Below are 13,789 nucleotides of genomic sequence, written 5' to 3' on the forward strand. Positions count from 1 at the left end.
TTGTATAGAATAGAAATGTAACTTTACTCGAACGAGTTAATTTAATACGACATATCCACGATTGGTCATGCAGTTTTTGACAACAGTTTGCTGGTCTTGTTTATATTGCTCTGCGTTGTCTCTGTTGGCACGCCCGCGACCGAGAACGCCAGCTGCAAGCCCCACGGCTGCGCCTTTCTTCGCACCCTCAGTACCTGAACCGCCTGCAATAGCCACGCCTGCTGAGCCAAGCGCTGCGCCTTTGGCTGCACCACTGATCGCACCACCTGAAGCTTGTTGCTTCTGCACTTGACCGGCCATCTCTTCACATTTGTGTAAGTCATAGACGTAGTCTTTCTCGTCAACACCTTCCATATCGATAATCACATTCGCAAAACTAGAGAATGAAGTGAGGCAGGTAAGTGCAACGGCGTAGACAGTTTTTTTCATAATCACGACTCTAATTGGTTTGCTACTATGGTAATCCAACGTAAAAAACCTTTTGGAATATCAATTATTACCAGAAGAATAACGGACGACCATTTTGTTGATAGGTGGGAGCCTGAAACCTTGTAATACTGGGCATTTACAGTGTTAATTGACAATAATGAGCTGAGTATGGTCATACTGCGAAGTGCTGTACGCTAATGACTAACAAATTGATTTTAATCAATCGAACGCGTAAGGAATGTGTGAATAAATTGTACTAACAAAATCATTACTAACGACGTAGTCATTATATTTTCAAGGGCTACAGGCTTGAATAGGTTTTAACATTCCTTTTTTCTATAAATCCAATCGAGTTTTTGCATTATATTTGCGACGCTCTGTTAATTATTATTTCCACACCAAATGGATGGATTAAGTCGAATATTAAATTCGGCGTCAATATAACTATAAATTTCTATTAAAACTTGCATGCCAAATTGTTGTTGAATACACAAAAGGAAGTAGCATGAACAAAAATATTATTATATCAATGATGGTGGTTGTGTCTTGCAGTGCCTACGCTTCTCGCGAAAGCAGTGAGCCTATCAAAGTTATCGAGCCGGCCAAAGGCTTAGATAGTGCAAAGGTTGAGCTCGGTAAGACGCTATGGTTTGAACCTCGGCTTTCGGCTTCAAATACGATTTCATGTAATTCATGTCACAATGTGGCAAAGGGTGGGGTGGATAATTTACCTAGCTCAATTGGCCATAAATGGGCTGTAGGTGGAATTAATTCCCCAACAGTACTTAATTCAGATTTGAATTTTGTACAGTTTTGGAATGGACGCGCAAAAGATTTGCAAGAACAAGCGGCCGGACCAATTGAAAACCCAATTGAAATGGCTTTTTCTCATGACTTAGCTATTGGCACTTTAAAATCTATTCCGCAATATCGAGAATGGTTTAAAGAAGCATATGGAAAAGAAGACTTTACTATTACCGAAGTCACCGATGCCATTGCAACGTTTGAAAAAACACTTCGCACTCCAAATTCTGCTTTTGACCAATGGCTTAAGGGCGACGACAGCGCACTTAGCACAGAGCAAGTTGAAGGCTACGCACTCTTCAAGCAGAAAGGCTGTACCTCTTGTCACAGTGGCCCATTGGCTGGTGGGCAGATGTATCAAAAGATGGGTTTGGTGAAGACGTTTGAAACCGACAATACAGATATTGGTAGAGCCGCTATAACAGGTAATGACTTTGACAAGTATGTGTTCAAGGTGCCGACGTTACGTAATATCGAACTCACCTATCCGTACTTCCATGATGGTTCTGTTTGGGATTTACAAGAAGCGGTAGAGGTGATGGCGGATATCCAACTGGGCATTCCAGTAACAAAACAAGAGGCGAAGAAAATCACCGCGTTCCTTCATTCTCTTACCGGAGAGCAGCCTGTAATCACATTGCCTCATTTGCCACCGTCGACTAATGAGACAGCAAGACCACAGATTTAAAGTGATAAACTGAAGAGTCAAAAGCTCCCATAGGGAGCTTTTCAGATTGCTGACGAACCCCGCTTTTTCAAGCGGGGTTCTTTTTCTGAGCGGCCATAGGCCGCGATCGCGATATTTTTTGTTAGATAGCGCTCTGAAGTGAGTTGAGCCTAAACCGGCATACAGAGGCCAGTATTTGACGTATTTCTGCCCTATTTAAGCCCATTTTTCGCAGATAGCTCACCACCAACGCTATCTTCTTGATGTTTTGAGCGGCAGCGGCTAACCAACATTGCATCTGCACTTTTTGCGAGACCACGGTAGCGCGCGTAACGGTGACCATGGTGTTGTTTTGCATCGGCGAAGCTTCGTTCTACCGTTTCACTTCGCCTCCGATACGTCTTTTTTCCGTAGCAAGAGAGTCGCATTTGATTGGCTCGCTCCACCGCCTCGCTGTAGAGGTGACGCGTTATGACCTTCTGCATGTTTTCACTCTTGGTGCAGTCGTCCCGAACGGGGCAAAACGCACATTGCTTCGGGTCGGAAGCGTATGAGCGATAGCCTGCGCGTGTTGTGGTTTTATAGACGAGCTCCTGCCCTTCTGGACAGCGATAGGTATCGGTCTCTTTTTTGGTATTTGAAGTCTTTCTTCTTAAATTTGTTCTTAGTTCTTGATGGGCGGCGATACCCGAACACACCTAATAGACTGCGGCGCTCGAGTGATTCAGCAACAGGCGCTGTGAAGTAACCTGCATCGATACCAACTGCGATGGGGTTGAGGTTGAACTGCTCTAGCGTGTGGTCGAGACGACGGATATAGGGCTGTGAGTCATTCACATTCCCCGGTGTTGCGTATGTGTCTATGATTATACCGTGCTTGCCATCCACGGTTCGGTGGTCAAGATAGAAGAAGCCTTGAGGCTTATTGTCCCGGGTCATGAAGCCACTTTCAGGGTCGGTGGTGCTGACTTTGGTGTTTTTGACGTCTGTCTTTGGTGGCGTCTCCTTGAATGGATTTTTACCTTCGGCTTCTCGGTCTGCGGCCACATCTTCATTCAGCATATCAAGATAAGCGCCTGCACTAACTGGGCGCAGACGATTCATGTGCTTGTTCTTGTTAGCATTGGCTTTAAGGTGTGTACTGTCAGTGAAGAGCTCCTGTCCTGCGACTAAGCCTTTCTCCATCGCTTGAAGCACTATGTTATTGAAGATGCGCTCAAAGACTTCAGTACCATTGAAGCGTCGAATTCGGTTCTGGCTTAACGTCGAAGCATGGATAACTTTTTCGGTCAGTGACATTCGCAAGAACCAACGATAGGCGACGTTCACTTCAATTTCTTTGACCAGTTGGCGCTCACTTTTGATGCCGAATAGGTAGCCAAGCAGAATGATTTTGAATAAACGAACAGGGTCTACGGGCGGGCGGCCGTTATCTTTGCAGTATAGATGTGCCACTTCGTCTCTGATGAATTCAAAGTCGATGGCATTATCAATTTTTCGTACGAGATGATTTTGTGGAACAAGCTGTTCCATAGTGACCATTTCAAGTTCGTATTGCTGAGGAGAAGGTTCTTGAAGCATATCGGAGTATCCATATTTCGATACTCCTATTAGATCAAAGGTCTGGCTCGAAAGCTAGACCTTTGTCAGCAGTCTGAAAAGCTCCCATAGGGAGCTTTTGTTCGTTTTGAGACCAATAAACGCTCATAGACTAGACTTGATGTGTCTCAAGATATTAAAAATCAGAAATTTTCTTTACGCATAGCATGCTTCTTTTTGTGACATAGGTATAATGCGCAGTCCGAGCGTAATGACAACTACTATCAATAAGGAAACCAGTTTGAATCTATTTGTCAGAGATCTTACCGTTATCGACTCTTCTTACCTTTGCGAAACACGAGGCATGGTGGGAGAAAGTTGGATCGTGGACGTCATTTTGTCCGGTGAGCTCAACGAGATGAGCATGGTGCTAGACTTTGGCAAAGTTAAGAAGCAGATCAAACGTCTTATCGATGAGTATGTCGATCACCGCTTGCTCGTACCAATGAAAAGCAGTGCCGTTCACCACGCTGCCACTAAAGCTGGCTATTCGACACTCGATTTTATGCGCGGTGACAAAAGTATCCATCTACACAGCCCCGATGAAGCGTTTTGTTTGATCGATTCCGATGAAATCACCATTGAAGCGGTAAAGCAATACATCTACCAGATCCTAAACGGTAACTTGCCAGAAAACGTTGAAGGTCTTGAAATTACGCTTCGCCATGAAAACATTAATGGCGCGTTTTATCACTACACTCACGGCTTGAAAAAACACGATGGTAACTGCCAACGCATCGCTCATGGACACCGTTCACCGATTGAGCTTATCGTCGATGGTCAGCGAGATGAAGAAAAAGAGTCAGCGTTCGCAAAGCGTTGGCAAGACATTTATCTAGGGTCCAAAGAAGACCAAGTCGATATTTCTACATTAAGTCTTAGCGAACAAGCGAATGGAATCGATGACTCAACCCATTTTGGTTTCCGCTATCAAGCACCGCAAGGGGAATTTGAGCTCGCGATTTCAAAGCAAGAGACTGAGATTCTTGATACAGATACGACCGTTGAGTTACTTGCAAACTTTATAGCCGATGAAGTGAAGGCTTCCATGCCCGTTGAGCAGTCATTGCAGGTTGTCGCTTATGAAGGTGTTGGCAAGGGAGCAATGGCCTTTCGCTCATAATCCCCACAGAACCTTTAGCTCAAAAATAAAGCACTAGAAGCGCCCTTTGATGGGCGCTTTTTGCATTTTCAATCTAATCTTGTTGTAGAAAGCGTATAAGCGTTTGTCGGGTTTTCAGAATTGAAATGGAGAGCAAAGTGTTCAAGAAATCAAGGCTATGGGCGGTTGGCTTGCTGTTTGTCATTACGGGTTGTACGACTAAGTTTCTCTATAGCAACCTAGATTGGTTGTTGGTGGAATATATTGACGACTATGTGACGCTCAACGATGGTCAGGAGGACATTCTTAGTGAACGGATTCTTGTGCTTGGGCAATGGCATAAAGAAAATGAGCTACCACAGTACGTCAAACAGCTCGATGCTATTAGTAATAAAGACCCTAAGCAAGTAGATAGCGACTATGTGCTAGCACAAATGGATGAGGTCAAAACACACACCAAGCGCCTGGTAGAGCAGATCACTCCTGACTTGTACGCTTTGACTCAGCAAATGAGTGATGAGCAAGTAAAAGAACTCATTGAGAACTTTGAAGAAAAAAATCGAGACTTCGTAAAGAAATATGAAGGTATGAATGATGATGAAGTTCGGGAGATTTATCACGAGCGCATAGAGGAAAACTTCGAGCGTTGGTTCGGCTCTATCAATGATACGCAAAAGCTGTTAGCTAAAGAGTGGGCAAGCAGTATGAAAGTCACGGTATTTGACTGGCAGGAACACCGTAAGCAGATGAATTACTACATGCGTCAGCTTCTCAACCGCCGTGCAGACCTTGCCTATTACCAGCCTGAGTTCCAGCGTTTTTTGAATGATTCAGAAAGCTATTACACTCCAGAGCTTGCCTCTAAGATCGCGCACAATCGCGCGTTGGCTGCTAAGTACATTGCGCTTGCAGTAAACAGTATTAATGCCAAGCAGCAATCTCATTTGGCGTCAGAAATTGATGAGTGGAAAACCATTGCAGAAGACCTGATGACGTCGATGTCATTAGACCATAGTCCAAGAGAATTTTTAGTCTTTACGTCTTACACTGAACAGGTACTAATTTAAGGAGCGAGTACCTGTATGATGGAACTAGGGTTATTTTGGACTGAGAAGGCACTATTGGTAGTCGGCGTTCTCTTTATACTCACGGGTATTGTGCAATATGGACGCCGCAGTCATGACTGGAAGGGTGTTGTGACCATGTTCTACAAGCGAGTACCAATGAACGTAGGCGAGTACAAGCGTTATCGTCTTGGCGTTGCCTTTGTTATTTTCGCAGTTGTACTTAGGTTTGCTCTGCACGTTCTGTGGCCGCAATATACCTTGTAAGCCAACGCTTTTCTGATTCGTCTATTCTTCTCACATTCGTAGCGCAGTACGTTTGTTATGCTAATACCAACTAGTCATTGGTGACGACAACAACGGAATGCGCTATGAATACCAATCATCACTTCACCACACTTCCTGAAGCGCTCTATACCTCTCTTCAAGTCAGAGAAGGTGAAAGGGCTGCAGCTAAGGCTTGTGATATCGATATGTACACTTTGATGTTACGCGCTGGGCAATCGGTATTTGAATGTCTTATAAGTCAATTTGAGAATGTATCTCGTATCTTGGTCTGCTGTGGTAAGGGTAACAACGGTGGTGATGGCTATGTGGTTGGTAAGCTCGCCTTAGAGCACAACATTGACGTCGAACTATGGCAGCTAGGGTCTTCAAACGTACTTGTTGGAGATGCGGCGAGGGCGCGCGATGATTTTTTAGCTGCGGGTGGCTCGATTTCATCACCTAAGAATGTCGTCCCAGAAAATACCGATGTCATTGTAGACGCCTTGCTGGGAACGGGTATTAGTGGTGATGTCCGCGATTTTTACTCGCATGTTATTGATCGTATCAACCAATCTAAAGCCTCTGTGATTGCTGTCGACACCCCATCTGGATTGAATACCGACACGGGTTCTATAGCCGGTAATGCCGTGCTCGCTGACGCAACCGTTACGTTCATTGGAACAAAACAAGGGCTAGTGACGGCAAGAGCCCGAGCGTTTACTGGTCAGTTGCACTTCGCAGGTCTTGGGGTTGATTCTATTTTCGCACAGCAGAATGCACCGAGTGCTTTACTCACTAATCATTCATGGCTAAATCTTATAAAGAAACGGCCGCTAGATGCTCACAAAGGGACTCAAGGAAGCGTTTTGCTGGTCGGTGGTAACAATGGCATGGGCGGCGCGGCGTATCTTGCTTCGTGTTCGGCGCTTCGTGCAGGGGCAGGATTAGTTGCAACCCTATGTCACGCTGAAAGTTTGCATTCAATACGTTCATTACTGCCAGAGGCTATGGTCAGCGAGGCGGATTCTCAGGAACTGGCACGACGCTCCGTGTGGAGCAAAGCAGTATGTGTTGGTCCTGGTTTAGGTCGAGATGAGTGGGGAAAAAACGTGTTCTCCCATGTATTTAATCAAGCTCTCTCACATGAAAGGCCAATGGTTATTGATGCCGACGGACTTTATTGGCTAGCTGCCGAAGAGAAGGTGGAAGCTTACTCAAACTACGTACTCACCCCTCATCCCGGAGAGGCAGCGCGCCTTTTAAACTGCGCGACAACTGACATCGAAGCTGATCGTTTCAATGCGATTAAACGGCTTCAAGCAAAGTATGGCGGTGTGGTTGTATTAAAAGGTGCAGGGACTTTAATCAGTGACGGAAAAACCGTAGTTGTTTGCCATGCAGGCAATGAAGGCATGGCGACGGGTGGTATGGGAGATGTTCTGGCAGGTGTAATTGCCTCTATACTCGCTCAGGGCTATCCAATGTTCAAGGCCGCTGTAATTGGTACATTAGTTCATAGCCTTGCTGCTGATAAAAATGTGACTCGATACGGAGAAGCAGGGTTAATGGCTTCTGACTTGCTTGATGAGATTCGACTTTGTGTCAACGGCCTTTGGACGTAAGAAATGTGCAGTATGGATTAAAAAAGTTTGTTTTTTCTTGATGATATGCTCGCTAATTAACCGCAAGTTTTAGGTCAAAAAGCCGCAATTTGATGCGTTTGATGACAAAATCAACAGGAGAAAAACGTTTGCTTAGGCATGTTTTTGTTGCGAGTAGTTAGTGGATTTTTATTTAAGCTGTTGAAATATAAGTGTATGTGTTCGAAAATAAGAGGGTTTTGGAAGTTTGCTGGAGGCGAATTTGTAGCTTTTCGGAATGGTATCACAAAAAAAAATGAAATATCAGTCTTGCGAGAAAGTTTTCGCGACCTATAATGCTGAAAACCGGAGCGTCTGCCAACGCTCCGGTTTTTTTGTGTCCGAAGAAAGGTAAACCGTCTGCCAACGGTAAGCCAACGCATCATGTTTAGACATATGCCCACTGGAACATGTACTAATAAATCGAGGAATTTTTACAATGCGTATCGAACAAGAACTTAAGTTAGGCTTTAAAGATGTACTGTTTCGCCCTAAGCGTTCAACACTGAAAAGTCGTTCTCAAGTAAATTTAACGCGCGATTTTACATTCAAGCACAGTGGTCGTCAATGGTCTGGTACACCAGTAATCGCTGCAAATATGGATTCAGTGGGTAGTTTTGAAATGGCAACGGCTCTTGCGCAGTACGGCGTAATGACTGCAATGCACAAACACTACACAGTTGAGCAGTGGGCAGAGTTCGTAAAAGGCGCATCAAAAGAGACGCTAAATAAAGTATTCGTATCAACAGGTACATCTGAGCGTGATTTCGAGAAAACAAAAGAAATCTTAGCGCTAAGCGAAGACCTAGAGTTCATCTGTATCGATATCGCGAACGGTTACTCAGAGCACCTAGTTGAGTACGTACAAAAAGTACGTGCTGAGTTTCCTAACAAGACTATCTCTGCAGGTAACGTTGTAACTGGCGATATGTGTGAAGAGCTAATCCTTGCTGGTGCAGACATCGTTAAAGTAGGTATCGGCCCTGGTTCTGTATGTACTACACGTGTTAAAACAGGTGTTGGTTACCCACAGCTTTCTGCAATCATTGAATGTGCTGACGCAGCACACGGCCTTGGCGGCATGATCATCGGTGACGGTGGCTGTGCATGTGCAGGTGACGTAGCGAAAGCATTCGGTGGCGGCGCAGACTTCGTAATGCTTGGCGGTATGCTAGCAGGTCACGAACAGTCTGGCGGTGAAGTTATTGAAAAAGATGGCGAGAAATTCATGAAGTTCTACGGCATGTCTTCTCAGTCTGCAATGGACAAGCACTCTGGTGGCGTTGCAAACTACCGCGCAGCAGAAGGTAAAACAGTTCTTCTTCCGTTCCGTGGCGACGTAAACAACACTATCCAAGACATTCTTGGTGGCGTTCGCTCTACGTGTACTTACGTAGGTGCAGCTAAGCTTAAAGAGCTTACTAAGCGTACTACGTTCATCCGTGTACAAGAGCAAGAAAACAACGTGTTTGGTAAAGAGTAAATCTGAGCCTTGAATTATCGAAGAGCCGCTAATTAGCGGCTCTTTTTTTATCATTTGTATCTACGATTTTGTTATATACCCAATCAACTTGAAGATGCAGGCTTGAACACCTGAAAATTATCATTAATTCGAGACGTCAGCGAGCCTGCAATCTCTGGAAGAGTCACAGTAAAGAATTGGGTAATGGCTTCCTTGAAATCCCGTTTACTTTTGAAGTAAACGTTATTCCTTGACTTCTCATTCATAACCTTCCAAAGCCGCTCTATTGGGTTAAGATTCGGGCTGTAAGGTGGGAGATAATGCAGTTCAATATTAAGGACAAATGCCGCATCTCTGACTAAATCACTGCGGTGATATCCAGCTCCATCTAAGATGACATGGAGCTTGTGATTTAACGGGTAGCTCTCTCTGAGTTTACAGAAAAATCGAACCATGTTTTCACTGTTAATGCTGTCGTATTCGCTAACAATGGTCGCTCCAATATCTGATAGGTTCAAAGCACCAACAATGTTCAATCGGCTACGATTACCTGTTGTGTCCAGAACTTTACTTTGACCTGTACGTATCCAACCATGGGAGAGTTTGGTTGACAGTGTGGGGTGAACGGCATCGATAAACACTATCGATTCATCCTCGCCACAGCTTGCTTTCAGTGCTTCATAAGCCTCTATGAACGCTTGCTGTTTTTCCTCATCGAACTTATGTGGAACGCCTTTCGGCTGTTTGTAGCTGAAACCATTGTGATGAAGCCATTTGTTCATGCCAGGAACACTATAGTGAATCTGAAACCTTTCAAATACGTACGCAATAATCTCGGACGAATGGTGGTATGTATTTTCAGTTAGATGCTGAACCAACTCTTGGGTTTGCTGAGCCGATAGATAGCTTTGTGAACCGCCATTTTCAGGCTTGAGCTTGTTCGACTCTAGGTAATCTTTGATATGTTGACGAACAGTGGATTCATGAATAAGAAGTGCGTCTGCAATTTCTTCGGGGCACCAACCATTACTCGCATGAATAACCGCTTTTATACGGTCACGAACTCGTCCGTCACGCGTTGTGCTGTGCTGGATTTTTAGTTCCTGCTTCTGTTCATTGGTCAGAGTAATTTTCATAGTTGCTAGCATGATCCTCTATTCAGGAAAAATCAAGCGTCTTCAATGATCACTGGTATAGCCAGTCAGTTCGACAGGAATTAGAAGTCATGGATTAGCGTTGGTTTCTTAGAAAAAAATAATTTGCTGAACAGTGACTTATACTCCCAACCTAAACGCTTTAGGCGAGCAGCTAACCCTGCATTTTCAATAATCGCGACCTCTACACCACGGTAGTGGTAGGGGTGGTTCTCAATATACTCGATAAATTTAGTCAGTACGCCTTGGCTTCTTGCTGAAGGACAAAAGTTAATCGACACGATACTAAAGCGTTGACTGCCGGCCATGCTACGCACTAAGCAGTGTCCGTATTCGCTTTTAAATGTCGTTGCGAAAACAGGGAAGGGCTCAGACTGATACTTTTTTGATAGCTGATCATATTGAGAGCATAGATGTTTAAGAAGTTGTTGAGCTTTGTAATTCATGGCATACCACCTTTCAGTCTATCTAAGAACGTGATGATTGGGTGTACGACTATTTTAAAGTTAAATGCGGTATCTTATGAGGTGAGTGTTTCCAAATTTAAGTACCGTATTAGGATTTGGTTAGCCGTATATTAGGGGGATATGAACAAAAGCAGTGCAATTTTACCAAAATAGGGAAGGGCCTTATGATTAGCTATCGCCCTATATTGGAAAAGTTATTGGTTCGACGATGGAACCATTTATTGTGTAGGAAGATTATATAAAATCACTAAGCGACTTTTGATTTCGTAAATTCGTATGCAACTAACGTTTTTAAGCACAAATCAAAGGTTGTGACGGTTAGCTAAGGCAGGCATGATAAAAAACTGAGTGTACAAGACATGGAGTCATACTTTGTTCCAGCTTTACTATTACCCAAACAACGCAAGCTTAGCCCCTCACTTTCTACTGCATCACGTTGGTGCTGACTATGAGTTGATTCTGGTCGATAAGGCATCTAACTCTCAAAAGTCGCCAGACTATTTGCGATTGAACCCTGCAGGTCGCATTCCAACGTTGGTTGTCAATGACCAACCGATATTTGAAAGTGCGGCAATATGCATCCATATATGTGAGCTTTACCCTGAATCTGGGCTCTTGCCTAAAATTGGTGACCCAAAGCGTCCATTGTTTTTCCAATGGCTCGCGTTTTTGACTAATACGCTCCAAGCCGAGTTGATGGTGAAGTATTATCCGCATAGACATACTGATGATGAGTCAACCATACCCAATATTCTCGCCGCGCAAGATGACCGCATTGCTGAAGCACTGGCGATTATTGATGCGCAGCTCGCTCAGAACGATTTTTTACTCGGTGACAAACTGTCGGCCTGTGACTATTTCTTGTTTATGCTTGCTGAATGGTCATTGCCTGTACCAAAGTCACCGATGACATTCGAGCATTTAGCCCGCTACCTGAGGAGAATGTGTGATAATCCAACCATACAAGCAGTATGTGGAATTGAAGAGATGGATTTGTCCGAGATGACTTCCGAAAAGTGAAGAGGGTGCTCTTAAAGAGAAACAGCCCAGGGGGAATGGGCTGTTTTAGGGGCTTAACGCTCTGGTGTCTCTAGCAATCGAATCGCGCTTTCTACTGCGCTGTTCATCGCTTGCTCGCTGTCGAGTTTTCCTGAACTCGCTGGTCCTAATGCTGCAGCGTAGAGATCCAACTGCTTGTCGAATGGCAAATCTAATTGCTCATACAAACTTTGTCGAATTCTAGAATGTTGCTCCGGGGTTTGGTTTGATAGGCTGACAAGCGTTTCATAAATAAGGTCTTTCATCGTGGTCCATTTTTTTATCTTTTCGGGGGAGCTAGATTGTAGCGACCTTGTTAGAGTTTTTCTTATGCAACTATCACATATCCAACATCTCACCTAGCGAGGTACCTCCATATTCCTACTCGTTTTAGCATTTTCATTTCTCATTTATCAAACGCTACAAGTGCTAGTTCGCTCTCATTTGTGAACTCGTATGTATCCTAGGCTATAGAATGAAAACACAGAAAAGGGGATTGGTTATGAACACAGAACGTCACGGTATCACCATAGGTATTGAGCGACTTAATGCGGAATCCGTTCTGGTGCTGAAAGCTTCAGGCAAGCTAACACATAGTGATTATGAAACCATTGTTCCCGTATTGGAGTCGAGCTTATCCGGCTTATCGTCTGGGAGTTTTAAGATGCTGGTAGATATCACAGAGCTAACAGGCTGGGAACTGAGAGCTGCTTGGGATGATTTCAAACTTGGTCTAAAGGTCGGCACTAGCATAGACAAGATTGCAATCTACGGTGATAAAAATTGGCAAGAGCTTGCGGCTAAAGTAGGGAGTTGGTTTATATCTGGGGACATGGAATCATTTGGTGATTATCAATCTGCCGTGGACTGGCTAACAGATTAAATATTGGAGACAAAGGTCGGCATGTCCCGACCTTTTTTGAACTCTACCACTTAACAATGCCTTTGGTGACCTTAATACCGCCAACGAGTGTTGAACCACCATAGTCTTTAGCTAAGCGAAGCAAGGTGTCATGAAATCCATGGTTGGGAAAGGCTGCCTCTACTTTGGCAATGGATTCTTTGCTTAGTCCTTTGCGCACCATACCTTTGGAAGCATCGATCCAGTCCGCTTTTCTGCATGCTTCAATCACCTTTGCATGTGGACCGGTGTACGGCGTGATCTTATGGTGCCAATGGATGGCACCCCTAAGTAATTCAGGGTCTAGCCCCCATTCATATTGTTCGTTATCCGCTAAGGCTACGGCTTCTGAAGGCTCAAGGTAGGCAAGCTCGTGATCTGTCCATAAACCAATATCGTGGTACACAAATGCGGTCTCAACAATTTGCTCGTACTCTTCGGCATTGTTCAGAAAGTGCATAGCGTAAGTAATGGTGCGATAGACATGGTTTCTATATCCTATATAGTCATTACCAATGATTTCTTGGTATCGACTAAAGAGCATTTCAACTCGTGGGCGTTCAAGCTGTATAGCGATCTCTGACATGTTCACTCCCCCTTTGCTCATAAGCTAACGAAGATTTTCGTCTCATAAGCATAGACTACCCAAGGTCACTAATATGTGTTGGTTGGGAGTGGTATTACCGACTGCGAATGCTAATTACTTGCCCTCGTTGATTCCCGCGTAGGTATGTAATAGGTCATTGAGTACTTTGACCCAGCCTAAAACATCCTGTGGTCTATTACCCAGTAGAGCTTCTACGTGATTACAGTGTGTTTGCAGTGGAATGGCTTTCTCTAGGTTGAAAGAGACTGCATAGAAGTGCCAAAGCACCAAGCGCGTCATTCGTTCACTGTTTTGATTGGCGTTCTCAGAATCATCAAAAGCTTGCTGAATCTCGCTAAGCGCAATTGCCGTCATTCTCAGAATAGCGTCAAGCTGACTCGCCATCATACGCTCTTCATTATCGACTTCCTCTTGGTCGAATGTGAAAAGCTCATTCATGACGTCTTCAGGTACCATGCGGCTGATCATGCGTGCTGCAAATTCTTCTAGTTCTTCGCGTGGCATGGTGTTTAGGGTGTCGAACGTATAGTCGGGGATCATTGGTGGTATACTCTAGCTAGCATTTTTAGCATGCATTGTAAGCTGTTG

At 44.4% G+C, this 13,789-nt stretch carries 14 protein-coding genes and 1 pseudogene; 8 read left to right on the forward strand and 7 right to left on the reverse strand.

The window, feature by feature from the left end:
• Positions 1-36: 36 nt before the first annotated feature.
• Positions 37-429 carry a glycine zipper family protein gene (locus AC6I8U_RS24450; protein ID WP_394150967.1) on the reverse strand — a complete coding sequence of 131 codons (393 nt, stop codon included), beginning with the start codon at positions 427-429 and terminating at the stop codon, positions 37-39.
• 505 nt (positions 430-934) lie between these two features.
• On the opposite strand from AC6I8U_RS24450, the gene AC6I8U_RS24455 reads away from it, so the two are divergent.
• Positions 935-1,921: a cytochrome-c peroxidase gene (locus AC6I8U_RS24455; protein ID WP_498018872.1), complete on the forward strand. Its 987-nt coding sequence runs from the start codon at positions 935-937 to the stop codon at positions 1,919-1,921.
• A gap of 121 nt (positions 1,922-2,042) precedes the next feature.
• Here the strand turns inward: AC6I8U_RS24455 and AC6I8U_RS24460 are convergent.
• Positions 2,043-3,481, reverse strand: a pseudogene (locus AC6I8U_RS24460) (IS1182 family transposase).
• Positions 3,482-3,740: 259 nt separating this feature from the next.
• On the opposite strand from AC6I8U_RS24460, the gene AC6I8U_RS24465 reads away from it, so the two are divergent.
• The 5 genes from AC6I8U_RS24465 (at position 3,741) to AC6I8U_RS24485 (ending at position 9,055) form a co-directional block, all read left to right on the forward strand.
• Positions 3,741-4,622 carry a 6-pyruvoyl trahydropterin synthase family protein gene (locus AC6I8U_RS24465; protein ID WP_498018873.1) on the forward strand — a complete coding sequence of 294 codons (882 nt, stop codon included), beginning with the start codon at positions 3,741-3,743 and terminating at the stop codon, positions 4,620-4,622.
• Between the two features lie 137 nt (positions 4,623-4,759).
• Positions 4,760-5,668, forward strand: a complete 909-nt coding sequence (locus tag AC6I8U_RS24470; RefSeq protein ID WP_498018874.1) for a DUF6279 family lipoprotein — start codon at positions 4,760-4,762, stop codon at positions 5,666-5,668.
• An 18-nt stretch (positions 5,669-5,686) separates the two neighbouring features.
• Positions 5,687-5,932: a hypothetical protein gene (locus tag AC6I8U_RS24475; RefSeq protein ID WP_042471859.1), complete on the forward strand. Its 246-nt coding sequence runs from the start codon at positions 5,687-5,689 to the stop codon at positions 5,930-5,932.
• A 104-nt stretch (positions 5,933-6,036) separates the two neighbouring features.
• Complete coding sequence (locus AC6I8U_RS24480) at positions 6,037-7,554, forward strand: NAD(P)H-hydrate dehydratase (protein WP_498018875.1); 1,518 nt, start codon at positions 6,037-6,039, stop codon at positions 7,552-7,554.
• A 457-nt stretch (positions 7,555-8,011) separates the two neighbouring features.
• Positions 8,012-9,055 (forward strand): GMP reductase, encoded by a 1,044-nt coding sequence (locus tag AC6I8U_RS24485; protein ID WP_498018876.1) that lies wholly within the window; start codon positions 8,012-8,014, stop codon positions 9,053-9,055.
• 83 nt (positions 9,056-9,138) lie between these two features.
• Here the strand turns inward: AC6I8U_RS24485 and AC6I8U_RS24490 are convergent, their stop codons facing one another.
• Together AC6I8U_RS24490 and AC6I8U_RS24495 are read right to left on the reverse strand one after the other, a co-directional pair.
• The gene (locus tag AC6I8U_RS24490; RefSeq protein ID WP_498018877.1) at positions 9,139-10,170 is read right to left on the reverse strand and encodes an IS630 family transposase; all 1,032 of its coding nucleotides are present in this window, start codon (positions 10,168-10,170) and stop codon (positions 9,139-9,141) included.
• An 80-nt stretch (positions 10,171-10,250) separates the two neighbouring features.
• Complete coding sequence (locus AC6I8U_RS24495; protein ID WP_498018878.1) at positions 10,251-10,634, reverse strand: hypothetical protein; 384 nt, start codon at positions 10,632-10,634, stop codon at positions 10,251-10,253.
• Positions 10,635-11,027: 393 nt separating this feature from the next.
• Here AC6I8U_RS24495 and AC6I8U_RS24500 point away from each other — a divergent pair, with 393 nt between their 5' ends.
• Positions 11,028-11,675 carry a glutathione S-transferase family protein gene (locus AC6I8U_RS24500; RefSeq protein ID WP_498018879.1) on the forward strand — a complete coding sequence of 216 codons (648 nt, stop codon included), beginning with the start codon at positions 11,028-11,030 and terminating at the stop codon, positions 11,673-11,675.
• A gap of 53 nt (positions 11,676-11,728) precedes the next feature.
• Here AC6I8U_RS24500 and AC6I8U_RS24505 read toward each other — a convergent pair whose 3' ends face one another.
• Positions 11,729-11,959: a PAS factor family protein gene (locus AC6I8U_RS24505; protein WP_042471375.1), complete on the reverse strand. Its 231-nt coding sequence runs from the start codon at positions 11,957-11,959 to the stop codon at positions 11,729-11,731.
• 236 nt (positions 11,960-12,195) lie between these two features.
• On the opposite strand from AC6I8U_RS24505, the gene AC6I8U_RS24510 reads away from it, so the two are divergent.
• A complete protein-coding gene (locus AC6I8U_RS24510; RefSeq protein WP_234496886.1) occupies positions 12,196-12,576 on the forward strand; it encodes a SpoIIAA family protein in 381 nt (126 codons plus the stop codon).
• A gap of 43 nt (positions 12,577-12,619) precedes the next feature.
• Here the strand turns inward: AC6I8U_RS24510 and AC6I8U_RS24515 are convergent, their stop codons facing one another.
• Together AC6I8U_RS24515 and AC6I8U_RS24520 are read right to left on the reverse strand one after the other, a co-directional pair.
• Positions 12,620-13,180 (reverse strand): phosphohydrolase, encoded by a 561-nt coding sequence (locus tag AC6I8U_RS24515; protein ID WP_498018880.1) that lies wholly within the window; start codon positions 13,178-13,180, stop codon positions 12,620-12,622.
• Between the two features lie 114 nt (positions 13,181-13,294).
• Entirely contained in the window at positions 13,295-13,741 is a 447-nt protein-coding gene (locus AC6I8U_RS24520; RefSeq protein ID WP_498018881.1) for an exoribonuclease R, read from the reverse strand.
• Positions 13,742-13,789: the final 48 nt, after the last annotated feature.

It is taken from the genome of Vibrio sp. KUL80, from assembly GCF_059725495.1.